The 21,311-nt window shown below is 72.8% G+C and carries 19 protein-coding genes; 11 read left to right on the top strand and 8 right to left on the bottom strand.

The genetic code is table 11. The features are described from left to right. Positions 1–112 precede the first annotated feature (112 nt). Together LO763_RS25440 and LO763_RS25435 are read right to left on the bottom strand one after the other, a co-directional pair. Complete coding sequence (locus LO763_RS25440; protein ID WP_230790626.1) at positions 113–1,288, bottom strand: serine hydrolase domain-containing protein; 1,176 nt, start codon at positions 1,286–1,288, stop codon at positions 113–115. A gap of 90 nt (positions 1,289–1,378) precedes the next feature. Continuing rightward, positions 1,379–1,981 carry a TetR/AcrR family transcriptional regulator gene (locus LO763_RS25435; protein ID WP_230790624.1) on the bottom strand — a complete coding sequence of 201 codons (603 nt, stop codon included), beginning with the start codon at positions 1,979–1,981 and terminating at the stop codon, positions 1,379–1,381. Positions 1,982–2,083: 102 nt separating this feature from the next. Here LO763_RS25435 and LO763_RS25430 point away from each other — a divergent pair, with 102 nt between their 5' ends. Continuing rightward, the gene (locus tag LO763_RS25430; RefSeq protein ID WP_230790622.1) at positions 2,084–3,268 is read left to right on the top strand and encodes an FAD-dependent oxidoreductase; all 1,185 of its coding nucleotides are present in this window, start codon (positions 2,084–2,086) and stop codon (positions 3,266–3,268) included. Positions 3,269–3,292: 24 nt separating this feature from the next. On the opposite strand, the gene LO763_RS25425 is transcribed toward LO763_RS25430, so the two are convergent. Next, positions 3,293–3,748, bottom strand: coding sequence for a hypothetical protein (locus tag LO763_RS25425; RefSeq protein WP_230790620.1), 456 nt, complete (start codon positions 3,746–3,748; stop codon positions 3,293–3,295). Between the two features lie 80 nt (positions 3,749–3,828). On the opposite strand from LO763_RS25425, the gene LO763_RS25420 reads away from it, so the two are divergent. Together LO763_RS25420 and LO763_RS25415 are read left to right on the top strand one after the other, a co-directional pair. Further along, entirely contained in the window at positions 3,829–4,479 is a 651-nt protein-coding gene (locus tag LO763_RS25420; protein ID WP_230790618.1) for a TetR/AcrR family transcriptional regulator C-terminal domain-containing protein, read from the top strand. Positions 4,480–4,529: 50 nt separating this feature from the next. Beyond that, the gene (locus LO763_RS25415) at positions 4,530–5,288 is read left to right on the top strand and encodes a YqjF family protein (RefSeq protein ID WP_230790616.1); all 759 of its coding nucleotides are present in this window, start codon (positions 4,530–4,532) and stop codon (positions 5,286–5,288) included. Positions 5,289–5,530: 242 nt separating this feature from the next. Here the strand turns inward: LO763_RS25415 and LO763_RS25410 are convergent, their stop codons facing one another. The 3 genes from LO763_RS25410 to LO763_RS25400 form a co-directional block, all read right to left on the bottom strand. Then, positions 5,531–6,073, bottom strand: a complete 543-nt coding sequence (locus LO763_RS25410) for a hypothetical protein (RefSeq protein ID WP_230790612.1) — start codon at positions 6,071–6,073, stop codon at positions 5,531–5,533. 143 nt (positions 6,074–6,216) lie between these two features. Next, positions 6,217–7,161, bottom strand: coding sequence for a nucleoside hydrolase (locus LO763_RS25405; RefSeq protein WP_230790609.1), 945 nt, complete (start codon positions 7,159–7,161; stop codon positions 6,217–6,219). Positions 7,162–7,213: 52 nt separating this feature from the next. Beyond that, positions 7,214–7,852, bottom strand: coding sequence for a hypothetical protein (locus LO763_RS25400; protein WP_230790607.1), 639 nt, complete (start codon positions 7,850–7,852; stop codon positions 7,214–7,216). A gap of 98 nt (positions 7,853–7,950) precedes the next feature. Between LO763_RS25400 and LO763_RS25395 the strand changes: the two genes are divergently transcribed. Continuing rightward, positions 7,951–8,502 (top strand): ArsR/SmtB family transcription factor, encoded by a 552-nt coding sequence (locus LO763_RS25395; RefSeq protein ID WP_230790605.1) that lies wholly within the window; start codon positions 7,951–7,953, stop codon positions 8,500–8,502. A 68-nt stretch (positions 8,503–8,570) separates the two neighbouring features. Here the strand turns inward: LO763_RS25395 and LO763_RS25390 are convergent, their stop codons facing one another. Beyond that, positions 8,571–10,031, bottom strand: coding sequence for an outer membrane protein assembly factor BamB family protein (locus LO763_RS25390; protein WP_230790604.1), 1,461 nt, complete (start codon positions 10,029–10,031; stop codon positions 8,571–8,573). A gap of 105 nt (positions 10,032–10,136) precedes the next feature. Here LO763_RS25390 and LO763_RS25385 point away from each other — a divergent pair, with 105 nt between their 5' ends. Continuing rightward, positions 10,137–11,195: a hypothetical protein gene (locus LO763_RS25385; protein ID WP_230790603.1), complete on the top strand. Its 1,059-nt coding sequence runs from the start codon at positions 10,137–10,139 to the stop codon at positions 11,193–11,195. Next, a complete protein-coding gene (locus tag LO763_RS25380; RefSeq protein WP_230790602.1) occupies positions 11,192–12,247 on the top strand; it encodes a hypothetical protein in 1,056 nt (351 codons plus the stop codon). The genes LO763_RS25385 and LO763_RS25380 overlap by 4 nt, the downstream gene beginning before the upstream one ends. Here LO763_RS25380 and LO763_RS25375 read toward each other — a convergent pair. Continuing rightward, positions 12,241–13,365 carry a glutathione S-transferase family protein gene (locus tag LO763_RS25375; RefSeq protein ID WP_230790601.1) on the bottom strand — a complete coding sequence of 375 codons (1,125 nt, stop codon included), beginning with the start codon at positions 13,363–13,365 and terminating at the stop codon, positions 12,241–12,243. The two genes, LO763_RS25380 and LO763_RS25375, sit on opposite strands and share 7 nt — an antisense overlap. Positions 13,366–13,574: 209 nt before the next feature. Here LO763_RS25375 and LO763_RS25370 point away from each other — a divergent pair, with 209 nt between their 5' ends. From LO763_RS25370 to LO763_RS25350, 5 genes are all read left to right on the top strand, one after another. Further along, on the top strand, positions 13,575–14,192 hold the full coding sequence (locus tag LO763_RS25370) for an ANTAR domain-containing response regulator (protein WP_230790600.1): 618 nt from the start codon (positions 13,575–13,577) through the stop codon (positions 14,190–14,192). 129 nt (positions 14,193–14,321) lie between these two features. Beyond that, complete coding sequence (gene polA, locus LO763_RS25365; protein ID WP_230790599.1) at positions 14,322–17,021, top strand: DNA polymerase I; 2,700 nt, start codon at positions 14,322–14,324, stop codon at positions 17,019–17,021. Positions 17,022–17,266: 245 nt separating this feature from the next. Continuing rightward, positions 17,267–18,766 carry a 30S ribosomal protein S1 gene (gene rpsA, locus LO763_RS25360; protein WP_230790597.1) on the top strand — a complete coding sequence of 500 codons (1,500 nt, stop codon included), beginning with the start codon at positions 17,267–17,269 and terminating at the stop codon, positions 18,764–18,766. A gap of 80 nt (positions 18,767–18,846) precedes the next feature. Then, positions 18,847–20,037: a dephospho-CoA kinase gene (coaE, locus tag LO763_RS25355; RefSeq protein WP_230790595.1), complete on the top strand. Its 1,191-nt coding sequence runs from the start codon at positions 18,847–18,849 to the stop codon at positions 20,035–20,037. Between the two features lie 250 nt (positions 20,038–20,287). Further along, positions 20,288–21,310 carry a hypothetical protein gene (locus LO763_RS25350; protein ID WP_230790593.1) on the top strand — a complete coding sequence of 341 codons (1,023 nt, stop codon included), beginning with the start codon at positions 20,288–20,290 and terminating at the stop codon, positions 21,308–21,310. Position 21,311: the final 1 nt, after the last annotated feature.

Here is a 21,311-nt window from a genome sequence, read left to right as displayed (position 1 = left end):
TCGATCGGGGCGTGTCGGCGCCGATGTGCGGCCGAGCCTACCCGGGACCGCGCGCGTGGGGGCCGCCCCGGCCGGCGCGGCCCCCACGCGCGGTTCGATTCGCCGCGGCGTCCTATGGGCGGGCCCCCTCGTCGCACAGGGCCGCGACGAGCAGGTCCGTCAATGCCTCGTCGAAGGCCTCCTCGTCGAAGTAGCCGTGCCGGTCGTCGACGTTCCAGGCGACCGAGATCTGGCGCCGCCCGTCCTCGGAGTGGAACGAGTAGCTCGAGTGGCCGAGTGTGTCGCCGGTGTGTCCGAAGTAGATCTCACCGGGTCCGTCGCCGCAGCCGAGGGGCATGCCGAAGAGGCCGAGCCCGTAGAGGCGCTCGCCGCCGGTCCCCTCGAACGCGGCGGCCTCGGCGAACTGCTCGTCGGCCAGCAGCGTCCCGTCGGCCATGGCCCGGTAGAAGTCGTTGACGGCGTTCATGTCGGCGACCACGCCGCCGCCCGCCCACAGCTGCGTCGTGGACAGCCCGGTGGTGTCCATATAGGGCTCACCGGCCTCGCCGGTGGTCACGTACGGCGTCAGGTGCGGTCCGCGGAACCCGAAGCCGTCGTCGTGCGGCAGGTACGCGTCGTCCATCCCGGCGGGCTCGAACACGCGCTGGTCCAGCTCGTGGCCGAGGCTGTTGCCGGTCAGCTCCTCGACGAGCAGGCCGAGCGCCATGTACCCGGTGTTGGAGTACGACCAGCCGCCCCCCGGCTCGAACAGGAGCGGCCCCCGGGTGCCCAGCGCGACCAGCTCCTCGGGCTCGTAATGGGTCCGGTAGTGCTCGCGGACGTCGGACAGGTCGTCCTCGGCCAGGGAGGGGTAGAGGTGCCGCAGGAACTCGTCGAGGCCGCCCCGGTGCCCCATGACCTCCCGGATCGTCGGCTCGTTCTCGTAGGGGAGGAGGCCCGGCAGGTGGTCGCCGATGGTGTCGTCGAGGTCCACGGCCCCTTCGGCCTCGAGCTGGAGCAGGACCACGGCGGTCATGGACTTGGTGATGCTGCCGATGCCGACGCGGTCGTCCGGCTCGGCCGGTGCGGGGTCGTCGAACCCGCGCGGCCCGGCGGCTTCGGCCCAGGTCTCGTCGTCGCGGCGGACCTCGACGACCACCGAGTGCTCTCCGGCGTCGGCGAACGCCTCGAACCTCGCGTCGAGCAGGTCGGTGTCGAGTGCGGGACAGGGCCCGGCGGCCGCGGCGGGCGCCGCGGCGAGGACGAGCGCGATGGTCAAGACTGTTGCGGCAGTTGGGTGTTTGCGCATGCATCGAGCCTAAGGACGCGGTATGCCGGTTTCGATACAGCAGGCTGGAGCATCGATGGTCCGGAATGCGCCCGCGGCGGCCGCTCCGGTTCACCGCTCCGGTTCGAGCGGTGCCTTGTCGGCGCCGATGACCAGCGCGTCGACGGCCCGCTGGAGCGGCGCCGTGATGTCCTCGTCGGGCCCTGCCGTGAGGACCAGGTGGTGGAGCACCCCGACGAGCGCGAGCGCCACGCCGGACGGGTCCGCGCCGATCCGTCCGAGCTCCCGCTCGGCCGCGAGGTAGGCGGCCGCCGCCCGCTCGACCGCGTCGAGCCCGGCCGCCCGCTCGCCGAGCACCGCCTGGACCCGCCCGGCCAGCTCGGGCCGCAGGACCATCAGCCGGGCCAGCACGGCCAGGGCGGGGCGCGGGACGGCCGACAGGGCCTCCCCGAGGTTCCGCGCCACCGCGCCGCCGCCCGCGCGTTCGGGCAGTCCTGCCGCGGCCGCGCTGACCAGGAAGGACCGGTCCACCGCGTACGCGGTCAGGAACTCGTCGAAGTCCCCGAAGTGGGCGTGGAGCAGCCCCGTCGCGACGCCGGCCTCGCCGGTGACGGCGCGGCCGCTGAGCCGCGCGGGCCCCTCGCGCACGACCACCCGCTCGGCGGCGGCGAACAGCTGCTGCCTGAGCTGGGGAATGGCGACACCTCTGGGCACGCGCCCCAGTCTATAGGCGAGGGGGAGGGGCGGTGCCGATCATTTTGAACACTCGTTCATACTGAGGATGAACAAGTGTTCATACTCGGATGGGAGCGACGAATGGGCATCGGGAACCGACGGGCGGTCGTGATCGGCGCGGGCATCGCGGGGCAGGCCGCCGCGCTGCGCCTCCACCGGGCCGGATGGCGGACACTGGTCGTCGAGCGCGCGCCCGCCCGCCGCAGCAGCGGCTACATGGTGAACCTCATCGGCACCGGCTACGACGCCGTCGAGCGGCTGGGGCTGCTCCCCGCGCTCGCCGAGCGCGACCTGGGCGCGTTCACCTCGATCCTCGTCAGGGCCGACGGCTCGCGCAAGTTCGCCGTCCCGGCCGCCGTGGTCGAGGCCGCGCTCGGATCGCGGGCGATGTCGGTCTTCCGCGGCGACCTCGAGACGGCCCTGCACCAGGCCGTCCGGGACACCGCCGAGTTCCGCTTCGGCACCACCGTCCAGGCCGTGGCGCAGGACGGCGACGGCGTCGAGGTCGCGCTCGATGACGGCACCACCGAGCGCGCCGACCTGCTCGTCGGCGCCGACGGCCTCCACTCGGGCGTCCGCCGCCTCGTCTTCGGCGACGAGTCCCGCTTCCGCGTCGACCTCCACCACATGGTCGGGGCCTTCCCCCTGGACCGGGTGCCCCGCGGGCTCGACGAAGGCAGCGGCACCACCTTCATCGGCCCGCGGCGCACCGCGGCGGTCGTCAACCTGGGGCCGGGGCGCTCGTCGGCGTTCTTCACCTACCGCAGCGCCGACACCGCCGCGGACCTGGAGCGCGGCCCGGCCCAGGCGCTCTCGGCCGCCTTCGGCGACCTGGGCGGCGGCGTGCCCGACGCCCTCGCGCAGCTGCGCGAGGACCCCGGCGGCGCCTACTTCGACTCGGTCGGCCAGATCGCCATGGACGCCTGGAGCCGCGGCCGGGTCGTCCTGCTCGGCGACGCGGCCTGGTGCGTGACGCTCTTCGCCGGGTACGGCGCGGCGCTGGCGCTCACCGGCGCCGACCGGCTCGGCGCCGCCCTGGAGCGGCACGGGGACGTCCCGTCCGCGCTCGCCGACTGGGAGTCGCGGCTGCGTCCCGAGGTCGTCGAGCGCCAGGCCGCGGCCCGCCGCGGCATCGCGCGGTTCGCGCCGCCGACCAAGGCGCACATCTGGGCGGCCGACATGACGATGCGCGCCATGAGCCTGCCGGGTGTCAGCAGGCTCATGGCGCGCTCGATCCGGTCCGCGCGGCAGTCCCGGCGGGACTGATCCGGCGGTCCGCCCGAGGCCGGGTCAGTCCCGCCGGCGCCACACCAGGACCGCGGCCGCGAGGCCCGCCAGGCACGGCAGCGTCACCAGCGCGCCGTAGGCGGGCGGGGCGATGGTGCTGTAGGCCTCCCCGCCCATGAAGCCGATCGACAGGGCCAGGACCGTGCCGACCGCGAACGCGGCCGTGACGAACCAGCGCGCCCAGCGCTTCCCGGCCGTCGCGATGGCGACGATCCAGGTCACCGCGCCCAGGCCGCCGAGGAGGGCGAGCGCGAGGGCGATCGCGTCCCGGTCCTTCTGGACGTCGGAGGCGGGCCAGTCGGGATAGGCGTCGCGCACGTGGGCTCCGATGGTGTCGGCCGTCGCGATGTCGAGGTACGGCGCGACCGCGCCGATCACGCTCAGCGCCAGGCCGGCGTACAGCGCGATCAGCAGCGGCCGCTTCGCGGCGGCGCGTTCGGGCTGCTTGAGGGTGGTCATGGGCGCTCCTTCGATTCATACGTCGTAAGTTTCCTCATGGCAGTCTATACTTACGATGTATGAATCATCAAGGGGGTTTCATGACGGCGAACCGGACACGCGGCCAGAAGGCCGGGCTGACCAGGGAGGCGATCCTCGAAGGCGCGGTGCGGCTGGTCGACCGGGACGGGCTCGCCAAGCTCTCCATGCGCCGCCTCGGCGCCGAGGTCGACGTGGAGGCGATGACCCTCTACCACTACTTCGCCGGCAAGGACGCCCTCCTGGACGGCCTGGTCGAGCACGTCTTCGCGCGGGCCGACTTCTCCCTCGCGGGCGGCAGGTCCTGGCAGGACGGCCTGCGCGACTACGCCCGCTCCCTCCGGGCCACACTGCTCGAGCACCCGGGCCTCGTGCCCCTGGTCGTCTCGCGCCCCGCCGTGACCGAGCAGAGCCTGCGGATCATGGAGCACGGCCTGGCCGAACTGCACGCGGCCGGGTTCGGCCTGCGCGCCGCGCTCGACCTCGTCTACTCGCTGAACGAGTTCGTGCTCGGCCACCTGGTGTCCGCCTCGAACCCGGCGGTACCGGACACCGCATCCGTCCAGGAAGGCCACCTGACCGGCATCGACCCGGGGGAGTACCCGCTCATCAGCGAGGCGATCCGCGCGGACCGGGACCGCGAGGCCGACACCCGCTTCGACGTCGCGCTCGAGGCGATCTTCCGCGGCTTCGGCGACCTCCGGCGCACCTGACGGCCGCGATCCGCCCGCCGCGGCCGCCGCGGGCCTGCGATCCTGAAGCGGTGTCCGCCAACGCACCGACGCCCGAGCCCGTCACGCCCGACGCCCCGGCGCCGATCACCAGGCCCCTGCTCACCCAGTCCTGGCTCGACCTGGCCTTCCTCCACTGGCAGGTCGCCCCGGAGGACGTCGCGCCGCTCCTGCCCGCCGGCACCGTCCCCGACACCTTCGACGGCGCGGCCTACGTCGGCCTCGTCCCCTTCCGGATGCACCGCGTCGGATGGCCGCCCCTGCCCGGCATCCCGTACCTGGGCTCCTTCCCCGAGACCAACGTCAGGCTGTACACGGTGGACGAGGCGGGCCGCCGCGGCGTGGCCTTCCGCTCCCTCGACGCCGCGCGCCTCATCCCCGTGCTCACGGCCCGCGCGGGCTTCCGGCTCCCGTACACGTGGTCGCGCATGGCCGTCCGCGCCGACGGCGACGAGCGCACCTACACCAGCTCGCGGCGCTGGCCCGGCCCCCGCGGCGCGCGCAGCCGCATCGCCCTGCGCGTGGGCGGGCGCCTCGCCGAGCCGACCGCGCTGGAGCACTTCCTCACCGCCCGGTGGGGCCTCCACAACGAGGTCGCCGGGCGCCTGCGCTACCTGCCCAACGCCCACCCGCGCTGGCCGCTGCACCGCGCCGAGCTCATCGAGTGCGACGAGGACCTGACCGCCGCGGCCGGGCTGCCCGTCGAAGGCGACCCGGTGAGCGTGCTCTACTCGCCCGGCGTCAAGGTGCGCTTCGGCCGCCCGCTCCCGGCGGCGGGTCCGCGGTCATGACGGGCGGGCAGGCCGCCGAACCCGCCCTTCGGCGGGCGCGCCGCCGCACGCCGACCCCGCCGCCCGCGTCCGAATCCTGAACCCCGAACCGCGCCCTACCTGGCCGTGCTTTATCCGACAGTGCCTTATTCGACTGTGCCTTCGACTGTGCCTTATTCGACCGTGCTTCATCCGACTGCGCTTCATCCGACCGCGTTCTACTCGGCCGTGCCTCGCTCGGCTGTGCCTCAATCAACCGTGCCTCAATCGACCGTGCCCTGCACCACCGCGGCGTACCGGCCGCCCAGCTCCCGGCGCAGCCGCTGGAGGTCGGTGGCCGCGAACGCGACGATGCTCGCCTGCGGTGGCTGCTCCATGGTGCTGTCCCACCAGCCCGAATCGCCCCGGCTCATCGCCGAGGCGTCGTCCAGCGCCCGGTCCTGCGGGCCGACGCGGATCATCGTGTTGATCTCGATGAGCCGGTACAGGTACCGCTGGGCCAGGTCCTGCTCGTCGGTGAGGAGGAAAGGCGAGCGGCGCAGCACCAGCATGTTGACGCGCCCGATCTCCTCCTGGTAGCGCAGTGACGCCATCTCCCCGTCGGCCTCGCCCCGCATCACCTGGGACCGCAGCCGCTCCTCCAGGTCCGAGAGCGCGTTCCAGACCTCCTCGAGCGCCGCGACCCGGTGGGCCCGGTACGCGCTGCCGGACTCGTGCGCCTGCGTGCGCCGCCATTGCCAGAATCCGGCCGCGACCGCCAGTACCGTGCCGACGAGCGCCAGCCCTGCGGCGATGAGTGGTTCCATGTGCACCGTACGTTCCCTTGCTGCCGGGGCCCCGGGAAGCCGGAACCGTCCGCACAGGACTGCGAGGATCGCTCCAGTATGGCGTGTCCGCCCCCTCACCGACAGGTGCGGACGGCCGATCTTCGGAAGGCGGCCGCTTCGGATCAGCCCGCGGCGAAGGCGGTCCGCAGGAAGTCGCGGTAGACCGCCGTGGAGGCCCGGAGCGCCACGGTCGCGTTCGACGGCTCCGACCGCCACGGCCGGGTGTCCACCAGGAGCTCCCCGAGGGTGCGCTCCCCGATGGTCTCGACGCTCACCGACGCCTCGACCTGCTCGGTGAACAGGTCGGGCCGCACCAGGTAGGCCACGCACATCGGGTCGTGCACCGGCGCGGACCCGGCCGCCGCCCGGTCGTGCTCGAGCCGGTGGCGCAGCAGCATCGCGACCCCCGCGGCGGCGGGCGTGCCGATCCGCTCGAACACCTCGCAGTCGCGTTCGGACAGCGGCGCGCTGTGCGTCGCGTCCAGCGGGACGATGACGACCTCGCGGATGCCCGCCGTCAGGACCACTTGGGCCGCTTCGGGGTCGGCCCAGAAGTTGAACTCGGCGGCGGCCGTGACGTTCCCGTTCGCGTGCGCCCCGCCCATGAGCACGAGGCGCGGGATCCGTTCGGCCAGGCCCGGCTCCGCCGTCAGCGCGAGCGCCACGTTGGTCAGCGGTCCCGTCGCCACGAGCGCCGCGTCGGCGCTCGCCGCGTCCCCGTAGAACCGGGTGAGGAAGTCGACCGCGTGCTCGGCCCGCGCGGTCGAGACCGGTTCGCCGAAGCCGAGGCGCGACAGCTGGAACGCGCTGTCCTTGTTCAGGACGTCGCGCGGGATCGGCAGGTCGGGCCGCAGGTAGGGCCGGTCGGCGCCCGAGTAGACGGGCACGTCCGCGCCGACGAGGCCGAGGACGCTCAGGGTGTTCGCGGTGACGTCGGCGAGGGCGACGTTGCCGCCGACCGTCGTGATCGCGACCGGTTCGAGCCCGGGGTGCGACGCGGCCGCGAGGATCGCGATCGCGTCGTCCGAGCCGGTGTCGCAGTCGAGGACGAATCTGGTGGGCGACATCGGCTTCCCTTCGCGAGTCCACTGTGCCCGGCACCGCCGGCCGGGCAGGCCGCTACCGTACTCCGGCCCGGTCGGCGGCGCCCGCCGGCGCCCCTTCGGCGAGCAGGAGCCGCCGCACCGGCACCATCGCCGCGAAGAGCAGGACCGACGCGGTCGCCATCCCCAGGCGCAGCGGGAGCCCGACCGCCTGGTCGAGCACCATGACGGCCACGGCCGCGACGACGAGGACCGCGCTGCGGGCCGGGACGCGGCGGCGGACCGCCGCGTGGACCATGAGGATCGGCATCCCCAGGAACAGCAGGGTCGGCCCGACCGCGTAGACGGCGGGCTCCACGCCCGGCACGGCCTGGACGGCGTCGAACATGTCCCACATCTCCGGGCGGCTCGTGGTCGCGAAGCCGACCACCAGGTCGACGGCCATCTGGACGGTGAGCGCCGCGCCGCCGAGCACCGCCAGGGCGGCGCCGGACCCGGCGAGCAGCCGGCCGCCGGGGGAGTCGGCGCCGATGCGCCGGTGGATCCCGAGGAGCCCCAGTGCGAGCAGGGCGTACGCCGGCAGCCACAGCAGGTGCCCGATCGTCCACAGGGGTTCGTCGCCCATGCCGTCCATGAGGCGCGTGGCGGCCCAGCCCAGGAGGATGCCGACGGGGGAGAGGAGGAGGAAGGCGCCGGCGGCGCGCGGGGAGGTCATGCGCCGAGCCTAACTATGCAGAATTTATTCTGCAAGTTTTTCTCTGCAACTTTTCGCGGACGACCGCCCCCCGCGGGTCCGGCGGTATGCTCGGCATCATGTCGGAGGCACCGGTCGAACAGTCGTCAGCGACCCTCAAGGCACTGTCCAACCCGCTGCGCCGCAAGATCCTCCACCACCTCGGCGTCCACGGCCCCGGCAACTCGACCACCATCGGCCGGGCCGTGGGGGAGAGCACCGGCACCACCAGCTACCACCTGCGCCTCCTCGCCGACGCCGGGCTGATCGCCGAGGCCCGCGAACACGCCAAGGGCCGGGAGCGCTGGTGGCGCCTGATCCGGGCCGACCGGCGCATGCCCGACCTGTCGACCCTCTCCGAAGCGGACCGCGCCGCCGCCGAGGCCCTCCAGGAAGTCCGGTTCGACGAGGACCTCGAACTGCTGGGCGCGGCCTTCGACCGGATCGGCGACAGCGAGGGGTGGACCCAGGGCTCGCGCGGCGGCGGCCACATGACCCTCGACGAGATGCGGCGGTTCCACGACGAGTACGTCAAACTGCTCCAGCGCTTCGCGCACGGACCCGAGGACGCCCCGCCGGGCGCCCGCCCGGTGATCGTGCGCTGGTATGCCGCCCCCGACCCGAGGGCCTGACCCCGGCGAGGCCTACCGCGCCGCGGGCGCCGTGCGGGCCCGCACGGGGGCGCCTCGCCGGACCCCGGTCACCACACCTCGACCGGCCAGGCGCTCAACACGGGCGCGTCGTAGTCGCCGGTGCTCGTGACGACCACGCCCGGCGCGAAGTACGCCGCGGTCCCCGGCAGGGCGACGCCCTCGCCGGTCGCCAGGTCGTACGCGTACACGCCGTAGGAGCTCCAGCCCCACATGCCCGCGTCGCCGTAGAGCCACAGGGTCGCCCCGACCGCCCAGGCGCGGTCCCCGCTGCCGAACGCCGCGCTCGCGCGCCACCGCTCCTCGCCGGTCGCCGCGTCGTAGGCGGCCAGGCCGTCCTCCCCGGCCTCCCAGTCGGCCACCACGAGGACGTCCGCCCCCTCGTCGAGCGCGACCGCCTGGCCCTCGACGGGGGCCTCCCACACGGCCTCGCCGGTCGCGGCGTCCACGATCGACGGCACCCCGTCGATCGTCAGGGGCAGCCTCCCGTCCCGCGCCTCGGCGGTCGGCAGGCCGCCGCAGGAGGCGAAGTCGGCGGTCTTGCGGGTCTCGGCCTCGATCTCCCACACGGGCGCCGCGTCGCCGAAGCGGTGGCCGGCGAGGACCGCGGTGCACCCGTCGGCGGGGTTGTCGTCGTAGTCGTCGTAGACGACCACGGTGTCGCCCGCGAGCGCGACGCTCCCCGGGGCCCGCACCTCCGCGAGCGCTGCGCCGTCCTCGTAGACCGTGACGACCCGGCTGTCGTGACCGGTCGGGAAGGACTCCACGAGGAGCCGGTCCGGCGCCGGCTCGCCGGTCCAGGAGCCGCCCGACACGACCCGGGCGCTGGCGTAGGTCGGGACCGACCACCGGGGCGACAGGTCGCCGGGGTCCCTCGCGTAGAGGGTGCAGTCGCCGACGCGGTCGTCCTGGTCCCCGGTGCACTCGGTCATGAGCACCGCGTCGGCGAAGACCGTCACGAACGAGGCCTCCCGGTCGCGCCACACCTCCTCGCCGGTGTCCAGGTCGAGCGCGACGGTGTCCTGGCGGCCGGGCCACTCGTAGTCCTCGCCGTCGAGGCCGCCCGCGGTCTCGGAGACGATCACGACGCCCCCGGCCACGCCGACCTCGGGCCCGAACTCCTCCCACTCGTACGACCAGGCCTCCGCGCCGTCCCGCTCCAGGGCGATCCGCCCGTCCGCCAACCGCAGCACCCCCTGGTCCACCTGCGCGACCTGGTCGCCCTCCTCCTCGACGCCGGCGGTCCACAGCGGGTCGCCCGCGTACACCCCGACCTCCCCGGGCCGCCCCGTCTCGTCGGCGGCCCCGTCGACCGCGCCGACCGCGACCGAGTCCGGGAGCTCGCCCTCGGGCCACGCGGACTCGTCGGGGAAGCCGGGCTCGTAGAGCGGCTCGATCACGAACATCGACGCCACGACCGCGACCGCCAGGCCCGCGAAGCCGAACTGGACGTACCGCGGCCAGCCGCGCAGCTCCCGCCACAGCGTCAGGCGATCGTCGTCCGAGGTCATGCGTCCTCCAGGGGTGGTCCGGTCCCCGCACCATAGCGACGCGCCGCAAACTGGCGCCCGGCCGCTATCCTCGGTCCGATCGTGCCCCGACCCCCGGATGTGCCCATGCCCCCGACCGACCCCCTGGCGACCCGGACGCGCCGCGAAGGCCTGCGCGTCGGCTGGACCATGCTGTTCTCGGCGCTGAGCCTGCTCCCGCTGTGGGTGTGGCAGCAGGCGCGCGAACCGGGCACCGCCGTCGAGGTCGTCACGGCCTTCATGGAGGCCGTGCGCGACAAGGACCTCGACCGGGCCTACGGCTTCATCGACACCGGCGTCCCCGCCGGGCCCGAGGCCGCGTTCCTCCACCCCGACGCCATCGGCGAATGGGACCTGCTGGCGGTCGAGCGGGTCGGCGCCGACCGGGGGTTCGAGGAGCGGGTCTCGGTGACCGTGGGCACCGACCGGGGCACGGCCTCCGGCGTCTTCACCCTCTACGAGGACGACGGCGAGTACACCCTCCGCGACCCCTTCCAGACCGTCACCCTCGCGGCCTCCTCGTACCTGTCGGTCCAGGTCAACGACCGGACCGTCCCGACGCCCCCCGAGACGACCTGGCAGGACTGGTACGTGCGGCAGGCGCAGCGCACTGTCACGCTGCTGCCGGGCGTCTACCGGTTCTTCGGCGGCGAGGAAGTCGCCCTCATCGGCGACGACGACGGCTCCCGCTCCGACCCGATCGGCACGCCGCTGCCCGAACCCGGCGAAGAGGCGGCGGTCTCGCTCCAGGGCGCCGTGAACGACTACGTCGACGCCTGCGTCGAGTACTGGCTGACCGCGCCCCCCGGCTGCCCCTTCGCGACCGACGGCCGGGTCGACACCGCCGACCGGCGCCGCGTCGAGGAGGTCCGCGACCCCCTCTGGACCGTCGAGGAGTACCCCGCGGCCGCGGTCGCCCCCGGCACCGGCCTCTACGGCGAACCGGTCCTGTTGGTCGAGTTCACCGAACCGGGCCGCCTCGCCCTCCAAGGCGACGCCACCGAGGACTGGGACGCCTGGGAGCCGTTCACCGCCGCGTGCCGCTTCGACGGCGCCGGACTGCACGTCCTGACCGACGCCGACGGCTCGATCCGGATCGCGCCCCTGGGCCAGACCGCGACCGACACCTGCCGGGGCACCGCATGAGGCGCCGCGGCACGAAACTGCTCGCCTGGGCCCGCCCCCGCCGCTGGTCGATCCTCGGCGAAGCGGTCCTCGCGGCCGCCCTCGCCCTCCTCGCATGGCCGATCCTCGCGATCCAAGGCAACGAACCGGAGGCGGTCGACGTCGTCACCGCCTACCTGGAGGCGCTCCGCGACGGCGACGTCGAACGCGCCGAGACCTTCGTGTCCGACTCCTCCGGCCTGGACGCCGACCGGTCCTGGCTGACCGCCGAGGCCGTGTCCCGGGACTGGGAGGTCGAGTCGGTCGAACTCAAGTCCGCCTCGGACACCACCGTCCACGCCGTCATCACCGCCGGCGGCCGGCGCGCCGAGGGCGCGTTCCGGTTCGAAGGCCGCGACGACGACCTGCGCATCGCCAACCCGTACGTGTACCTGACCGGCGTGGAACCGATCTTCGCCGCCCTCGAGGTCAACGGCGTCGCCGGCGAGGTCGAGTCCCCCGACGGCGCCCCGTCCCCCGTGGCGCTCTACCCCGGCTCCTACGCGCTCTTCGCGAGCGTCCCGGACCTCGCGGGGGAGGACGACCTCTCACTGCTCGCCCTGCCCGGCGCGAACGGCGGCGCCTACAGCCTCGACGCGATCGACTTCGCCGCGGTCGTGACCGGCCCCCTCACCGGCAGCGAGGCCCTCGAGACCCGCCTCAACGAGCAGCTCGCCGCCTGGCTCGACGACTGCGCCGAGAGCCCCGACCTCGCCCCCGCCGGGTGCCCGTTCAGCGCCGCCTACGACTGGGGCGTCGCCTACGACGGCCGCACCGAGTTCGCCTCGGTGACCGAACTGGACTGGACCGTCGCGGCCCACCCGAAGGTCCGCTTCGGCCGCGACCTCCGCCTGGAGACCGTCGAACCGGGCTGGATGACCTTGAGCGGCAAGGGCACCGCCCTCCTCGAGGACGGCGAGACGGCCCTGGACGGACGCTGCGGCGTCAACCTCGGCGGCCTCGTCCCCGTCCTCGGCGAGGACGGCGACTTCACCTTCACCCCGCCCGAGGGCCAGGGCAACACCTGCTACTGACCGTAGAGCGGGTTCGCCCCGGGCGGGCGCTCCTCGGCCGACACCGGCCCCGGCGCGGTCCCGCCGCCGAACGGCGACCCGCCCAGCCGCTCCCGGCCGTGGTCCGACAGCCAGCCCGCCAGGTCCGGCCCGGCCGGGACGATCCGCGTCGGGTTGACGTCCTCGTGCACCGCGTAGTAGTGGCGCTTGATCTGGTCGAAGTCGACGGTGTCGCCGAAGCCCGGCGTCTGGAACAGGTCCCGCGCGTACGCCCACAGGTGCGGCATCTCGGTGAGCTTGCTCCGGTTGCACTTGAAGTGCCCGTGGTAGACCGGGTCGAAGCGCACCAGGGTCGTGAACAGCCGCACGTCGGCCTCGGTGAGGCGCTCGCCCATGAGGTACCGGCGGTCGGCCAGGCGCTCCTCCAGCCGGTCGAGCGCCGCGAACAGCCGCTCGTAGGCGCGGTCGTAGGCGCGCTGGGAGCCGGCGAACCCCGCCCGGTACACGCCGTTGTTGACCTCCGTGAAGATCTCCTCGATCACCGGCAGCATGTCGTCGACGAGATCCTCCGGCACCAGGTCCGGAGCCCCCTCCCGGTGATACGCGGCCCACTGCGTCGACAGGTCGAAGGTCAGCTGCGGGTAGTTGTTAGTGACGACCTCACCGGAGGGCACGTCCACCAGCGCCGGCACCGTGATGCCCCGCGGGTAGTCGGGGAAGCGCTTGAAGTAGTGCTCCTGGAGCCGCTCGGTGCCCAGCACCGCGTCGCGCCCGCCCGGGCCCAGGTCGAACGTCCAGGAGCGGACGTCGTGGACCGGCCCCGGCGTCGCCAGCGAGATCACGTTCTCGAGGCCCAGCAGGCGGCGGACGATGATCGACCGGTGCGCCCACGGGCAGGCCCGCGCCGCCACGAGCCGGTACCGGCCCGGCTCGACCGGCCACGCCCGCGCGCCCTCGGTGAGGCCGGCCATCCGCGGATCGCCGATCCTCGAGGGCTCCTCGACCGGCGCCGACCGGACGGCCGCCGCGTCGGCGACCACGCGGTCCTCGATGTACTGGGTGTCCCGGGTGAACTCCTCACCGGACACGTACGCGCCCTTCGTGGAGTGCTCGTCCCCGGCGCTCTGCTGCTGTGCCACGGCCCCAGCCTACGCACCGCCGCCGTCCCCGGCCCGGACCGCCGCGTATGGTACCGCCGCGGCGCCTCCGGCCGTGTTCGGGCCCTGCCGTCCGAAACGCTCGGCATAGGAAGGTGCGGACGGCACCCGCTGCGGCTAAGCTAGCGTCCTGGTGTGCCGGTCCCACCGCACGCCGCCACGTCCATACGCGTAGGAAAGGTACGGACCCCATGACGAGCAAGGCCGCCGACGAGCCGCGCAAGCGCGTGCTCATCGCCGAAGACGAGGGGCTCATCCGCCTCGACCTGGCCGAGATGCTCACCGAGGAGGGTTACGAGGTCGTAGCCGAGGCCGCCGACGGCGAAGCCGCCGTCCGCCTCGCCCAGGAGCACCAGCCCGACCTGGTCATCTGCGACATCCAGATGCCCATCATGGACGGGCTCCAGGCCGCCGAGAAGATCGTCTCCGCGCGCATCGCGCCGGTCGTGATCCTCACCGCCTTCAGCCAGCGCGACCTCATCAGCCGGGCCCAGTCCGCCGGCGCCATGGCCTATCTCGTGAAGCCCTTCCAGAAGTCCGACCTGGTCCCCGCGATCGAGCTGTCGCTGACCCGCTTCGCCGAGATGACCGCCCTCGAGAAGGAGGTCGCGAACCTCACCGAGCGCCTCGAGGTCCGCAAGCTCGTCGACCGCGCCAAGGGCCTGCTCATGACCCAGTACGGGATGCCCGAGCCCGACGCGTTCCGCTGGATCCAGCGCGCCGCGATGGACCACCGCCTCTCCATGCGGGCCGTCGCCGAGCGCGTCATCGCCGAGGCCGAGCAGAAGGAAGCCCAGGAGGCCGAGTAGGCCCGGCCCCACGGCTCTGAACGCCACGGCCCGCGGACCGCCAGGTCCGCGGGCCGTTCCATACCCGGCGGGCCACGCCGCCCCCCGCGTGCCGCCGACTTGTCGGAGGCACTCGATAGGCTCGGGGGCGTGACCGCTTCGCAATCGCGCCTGCTCCTGATCGACGGCCATTCGATGGCCTACCGCGCGTTCTTCGCGCTCCCCGCCGAGAAGTTCGCCACCGACGACGGCCAGGCCACCAACGCCGTCTACGGCTTCGCGTCCATGCTCATCAACCTGCTCAAGGCGGAAGAGCCCACGCATGTCGCGGTCGCCTTCGACGTCTCCCGCCACTCGTTCCGCACCGACGAGTACCCCGCCTACAAGGACGGGCGCGGCGAGACCCCCGAGGAGTTCAAGAGCCAGATCCCGATCATCCAGCAGCTCCTGGACGCCCTCGGCATCACCTGGCTCACCAAGCCCAACTTCGAGGCCGACGACATCATCGCGACCCTCGCCACCCGCGGCGGGGCCGCCGGGTTCGCCACCCTCATCTCCTCGGGCGACCGCGACGCCATCCAGCTCGTCGACCCGGACACCACCCTGCTCTACCCGGTCAAGGGCGTCACCGAGCTGGCCCGCTACACGCCCGAGGCCGTCGAGGCCAAGTACGGCGTCGCCCCCGACCGCTACCGCGACCTCGCCGCCCTCGTGGGGGAGAAGTCCGACAACCTCCCCGGCGTCCCCGGCGTCGGCCCCAAGACCGCCGCGAAGTGGATCGTCAAGTACGGCTCCCTCGACGGCCTGGTCGCCAAGGCCGACGAGATCACCGGCAAGGCCGGGCAGAGCCTGCGCGACCACCTCGACGACGTCCTGCGCAACCACCGCATCAACTGCCTCGTCCGCGACCTCGAACTCGAGTCGGGCCTCGACGACCTCGCCTGGGAGGGCTGGTCGGTCGCCGAGACCAACCGGCTCTTCGACGCCCTCCAGTTCCGCGCGCTCGGCGAGCGCCTCAACGCCAACCTCGCCGCCAAGGCCGTCGGCGCCGCGGTCGTCCCCGTCGCCGAAGTCGACCGCGTCGAGGCCGCCGCCCTCGCCCCCGGCGGGCTCGCCGCCTGGCTCGCCGCCCGCGAGGGCGACGTCGCCCTCGCCTACACCGGCCTGTTCGCCTCCGGCGCCGGCTCCTTCGACTCGATCGCGCTCGCCGAAGGCGGCCAGGCCCTCTGGTTCGAGCCCTCCCAGCTCGACGCCGAGGACGAGCGGTCCTGGGCCGACTGGCTCGCCGACCCCGCCAAGGGCAAGCTCGTCCACGACGCCAAGGCCTTCCTGTGGGGGGCCGACGCCGCCGGCTGGCCCGAGCCCGCCGGCATCAGGGCCGACACCGTCCTCGGCGCCTACCTCCTCAAGCCCGAGCAGCGCTCCTACGCCCTCGGCGACCTCGCCATGCAGTTCCTCGGCCGCGAGCTCGAGACCCCCGAGACGCCCGCCGACGACGGCGCCCTCGTCGGCCTGGACGCGGCGATGAACGACGACGCCGCCCGGGTGGAGGCCGACAGCGCCGCCGCGGCCGCCATCGGCGAGATCGCCGCCGAGCAGGCCGGGCGCCTCGAGCAGCGCCACCAGGCCCACCTCGCCGACGGCATGGAGTACCCCCTCGCCGCGGTCCTCGCCCGCATGGAGATCACCGGGATCGCCGCGAACGAGGGCCACTTCGCCGACATCGAGGCCGGGTTCGCCGCCCAGTCCAAGGAGGCCACCGACCGCGCCCACGAGATCGTCGGCCGCCCCTTCAACGTCGGCTCGCCCAAGCAGCTCCAGGAGATCCTCTTCGACGAGCTGAACATGCCCAAGACCAAGCGCACCAAGACCGGCTACACCACCAACGCCGACGCCCTCCAGCAGCTGTTCGCCAAGACCGGGCACCCGCTGCTGGAGCAGCTGCTGCGCTTCCGCGACGTCGAGAAGCTCAAGCAGATCGTCACCACGCTGCGCTCGACCATCCAGACCGACGGGCGCATCCACACCACCTTCTTCCAGACGGTGGCCGCCACCGGCCGCCTCTCCTCGACCGACCCGAACCTCCAGAACATCCCCGTCCGCTCCGAGGCCGGGCGCGCCATCCGCGCCGGGTTCGTCGTCTCCGACGGCTTCGAGTCGCTCATGACCATCGACTACTCGCAGATCGAGATGCGCATCATGGCGAGCCTCACCGGCGACGAGGGCCTCATCGAGGCGTTCATCGCCGGCGAGGACATCCACAGCGCCGTCGCCGCGAAGGTCTTCGCCGTCGACCTCGCCGCCGTCACCGCCGAGCACCGCCGCAAGATCAAGGCCATGTCCTACGGGCTCGCCTACGGCCTCTCCGCGTACGGCCTCAGCCAGCAGCTGGGCATCACCACCCAGGAGGCCCAGCAGCTCTCCGACGACTACTTCGCGCGCTTCGGGAGGGTCCGCGACTACCTGCACCGCGTCGTCGAGGAGGCCCGCAGGACCGGCTACACCGAGACGATCATGGGCCGGCGCCGCTACTTCCCCGATCTCACCTCCGACAACCGCCAGCTGCGCGAGATCGCCGAGCGGGCCGCCCTCAACGCCCCCATCCAGGGCAGCGCCGCCGACATCATGAAGACCGCGATGCTCGGCGTCGACCGGGCCCTGCGCGAGGCGAAGCTCGACTCGCGGGTCCTGCTCCAGGTCCACGACGAGCTGGTGTGCGAGGTCGCGCCCGGCGAGGCCGGCCGGCTCGAGGCGCTCGTGCGCGAGCAGATGTCGAACGCCGCCGAGCTGGCCGTCCCGCTCACCGTCTCGGCCGGCTTCGGCGAGTCCTGGGAGGCCGCCGCCCACTGAGGGGGCGCCCCGCGCGGCTCCCGGGCCGGGTCCGGTGGCAGTCGACACGAGGCCCGGCCCGGACTGGCGCGGCATTATCGCGCACGGTAACCTGGAGATGGCCTGGGCATGTCCGCGTCCTCAGAAGGGAGCAGGGCGCGTGCCAGCGGCAAGGGCGGCCCGGGAACGAACTGCGAGCATTCGCGTCACGCGAGGGCGCGGGCGCGAGCCCACGAATCTGACACGTATCCGGAGCACCAGCCCACATGACGAGCAGCATCGAGGCCACCTCGAGCAACGCTGAGAACAGCACCACGGTCGACGAGACTTTTTCCGACGAGGAACTCCTCGCGGCGATCGACGCGACCATCAAATACTTCAATGACGGCGATATCGTCGAAGGTACCGTCGTCAAGGTCGACCGGGATGAAGTCCTGCTCGACATCGGCTACAAGACCGAGGGCGTCATCCCCTCGCGCGAGCTGTCGATCAAGCACGATGTCGACCCCGAAGACGTCGTCTCAGTGGGTGACCACGTCGAGGCCCTCGTCCTCCAGAAGGAGGACAAGGAAGGCCGTCTGATCCTCTCGAAGAAGCGCGCCCAGTACGAGCGCGCCTGGGGCACCATCGAGAAGATCAAGGAAGAGGACGGCGTCGTCCGCGGCTCGGTCATCGAAGTGGTCAAGGGCGGTCTCATCCTCGACATCGGCCTGCGCGGCTTCCTGCCCGCGTCCCTGGTCGAGATGCGCCGCGTGCGCGACCTCCAGCCGTACGTCGGCCGCGAGCTCGAGGCGAAGATCATCGAGCTCGACAAGAACCGCAACAACGTGGTCCTGTCGCGGCGCGCCTGGCTGGAGCAGACCCAGTCCGAGGTCCGCACCGAGTTCCTGCACCAGCTCGCCAAGGGCCAGGTCCGCAAGGGCACGGTCTCCTCGATCGTCAACTTCGGCGCCTTCGTCGACCTCGGCGGCGTCGACGGCCTGGTGCACGTCTCCGAGCTGTCCTGGAAGCACATCGACCACCCGTCCGAGGTCGTCGAGGTCGGTCAGCCGGTCGAGGTCGAGGTCCTCGAGGTGGACCTGGACCGCGAGCGCGTCTCCCTGTCGCTGAAGGCGACCCAGGAAGACCCGTGGCGCCAGTTCGCCCGCACCCACGCCATCGGCCAGATCGTGCCCGGCAAGGTCACCAAGCTCGTCCCCTTCGGCGCGTTCGTCCGCGTCGAGGACGGCATCGAGGGCCTCGTGCACATCTCCGAGCTGGCCGAGCGCCACGTGGAGGTGCCCGAGCAGGTCGTCAAGGTCGGCTCCGACGCCATGGTCAAGGTCATCGACATCGACCTGGACCGCCGCCGGATCTCGCTCTCGCTCAAGCAGGCCAACGAGGCCTACGTCGAGAACGAGGAGCAGTTCGACCCGACCCTGTACGGCATGGCCGCGCAATACGACGACCAGGGCAACTACATCTACCCGGAGGGCTTCGACTCGGAGACCGGCGAGTGGATGGAGGGCTTCGACGAGGCCCGCGAGGAGTGGGAGCGGCAGTACGCCGAGGCCCGCACCCGCTGGGAGGAGCACGGCAAGCAGATCGCCGAGCGCGTCATCACCGAGGCCCCGGCCAAGCCCGCCGAGGGCGAAGCCGCCCCCAAGGGCGACAAGAAGGGCGGCAAGGCCCCTGAGAAGAAGTCGGCTCCGGTCGAACCGCAGGGAACCCTGGCCTCCGACGAGGCGCTCGCGGCGCTCCGCGAGAAGCTCGCCGGCGGCAACTAGCCGACACTCCTGTCACTCTTTAAACTGACAGACCACTGCCCGTCCCAGGCCGTTCGCCTGGGGCGGGTAGTGTTCTATCTGTGCTTAAAGTCGCATTGACCGGTGGCATCGGAGCCGGTAAGAGCACGGTCGCAGCGAAGCTGTCGCAGCTGGGCGCCCGCGTCGTCGACGCGGACGCCCTCTCCCGCGAGGTCGTCGCCCCGAACACCGAGGGGCTCGCCGCGGTGGTCTCCCGTTTCGGGCCCGAGGTGCTCACTCCCGACGGAACGCTCGACCGCGCCCGACTCGCCCAGATCGTCTTCGACTCGCCGCCCGCCCGGGCCGAGCTCGAGGCGATCGTCCACCCGCGCGTCCGCGCCCGTGCCCGAGAACTCACCGATGCCCTCCCCGACGACGCCATCGTCGTCCAAGACATACCGCTCCTGGCCGAGACCGGCCAGGCGCCCGGCTTCCACCTCAACATCGCCGTGGAAGCGCCGCGCGAGCTCCGGCTCGAACGGCTCGCCGCGCGGGGCCTGCCCCGCACCGACGCCCTGCGGCGCATCGACGCCCAGGCGTCCGACGCCGACCGCCGCGAAGTCTGCGACCTCGTCCTCCACAACCGGGACGGCGTCGAGGACCTCGAACGCCACGTCGCCATGCTCTGGGAAGACCGCATCATGCCGTTCGCCGAGAACCTCCAACTCGAACGGGCCGAACCCCGGCCCGAGAAACTCCAGTTCGTCGAGTCCGACCCGCTCTGGCCCCGCCGCTTCGAGCACCTGGCCGCCCGGCTGCGCCGCGTCATGGGCCCCAGCGCCGTCCGCATCGACCACGTCGGCTCCACCGCCGTCTCCGGGCTGCCCGCCAAGGACGTCATCGACATCCAGGTGACCGTCGTGTCCCTGCACGTCGTCGACGCCTTCGCCGAGTCCCTCGGCGACGCCGGGTTCTTCGGCCGGGTCCTGTTCGACTCGCCCAAGCCCGAGCGGCCCGACATCGCCGACTGGGAGAAGCGCTTCTACGGCTACGCCGACCCCGGCAACATCGCCCAGGTCCACTTCCGGACGATCGACAGCCCCGGCCAGCGGTTCGCGCTGCTGTTCCGCGACTGGATGCGCGCCGACCCGCAGGCCCGCGCCGACTACGCCCAGCTCAAGGGCACGATCGCCGCGAAGGTCGACGCCGACGCCGAGTACGCCGAGGCCAAGGAGCCCTGGTTCGACCGCGAGGGCTGGCCCCGCGCGAACCGGTGGGCCGCCGAGACCGGCTGGCACGCGCCCGTCTGCTGATGCTGCGACGGGAACGGGCCCGCGGCGCCGCCGCGGGCCCGTTCCCGTGTCCGGTCATCCCATATGTCACCAGTGGTAGCAAATATGTGACGCAAATGCGGTTATGACGTCCAGTGCCCGATTCTGTTACGATGAACAGTCGCGTTCGACTCCTGTTCGACGACGACCGCCCCGGCTCGGCCGCGAACTCCCGCGGCCCCGAGACCGGCCCCCATCCGTCTGATCGAGTACAGAAAGCCATGCCACCACGATGGATACGACAGAAGATCCAGTCTCCGCCCCCGCCGCCGGGCCGGGCGGTCGTGTGCAGCTGACCCTCTCCCTCAGCGGCCTGGCGGCCCTCGCCGCCGCCCTCCTGGTCGCCGAGGCCTCAGGCCACCCCCTGCCGCCGCTCGCGGCCGCGCTCTGCGTCGCGCTCTGGCTCATCGGGTCCGTCACCGTCCAGATCGTCGTCGTCCGCCGCCGGCGGCACCGGCGGCGGCTCGGCGTGCTCGGCCGGATCGGCCTCGGGAGGCGGTCCGCCCGGTCGGAGTGCAAGCGCATCGACACGAAGATCAAGGACCCGCGCGATGTCCAGCGCGATGCCGCGGCGATGGTCCGCGACGCGAAGGGGAACAGCGAGGACCGCGACCGCGCCGTCCACGACCTGGCCCACGGCCCCGGGGCCGACGACGCCTCGAGGCGGATGCTCCGCAGCACCATCCAGGACCGCCGACTCGACCAGGGCCACCGGCTCGCGATGGCCGCCGAGTACCGCCGCTGCCACCCCGCGGCGGCCTCCGAAGCCCTGTTCCACTTCGCCCACGACAGCGCCAACCCGCCGTTCCTGCGCCTCGAGGCGGCACGGCTCATCACCTCCGACGACCAGCGGCGCCTGACGACCCTCGTGATCGCCACCGCCGCCGACGTCGACGCCGAATGCCGCCTCAAAGCGGCGATCGAGCTGAAGCCCCTGGCGCTCCACGACGCGGAGGAGGCCCTCAAGGTGCTCGCGCAGGACGCCGCGGTGAGCTTCGGCACCCGACTGCAGGCCGCCCGGCACTGGGCGCCGATCAACCAGACGGCCGCCGTCGAAGTGCTCTGGCAGATCGTCGGCTCGACGGACACCCCGTGGATCTGGCGCATCGCGGCGGCGGCCGAACTCGTCGTCCTGCGCGTCCGCGCCGCGTACAAGATCCTCCTCGAATGGGTCGAGAACCGCGAGCTCCCCGAAGAGGTGCGAGCCCACGTGCTCGCGACGCTCCGCCGGCTCGAGGCCCAGCGCGCGGTCTGAC

It is taken from the genome of Glycomyces amatae (genome assembly GCF_020991375.1).
GTDB lineage: Bacteria > Actinomycetota > Actinomycetes > Mycobacteriales > Micromonosporaceae > Glycomyces > Glycomyces amatae.
Note: the sequence above shows the minus strand (reverse complement) of the source record. Positions and strands in the feature narration are given on the sequence as shown.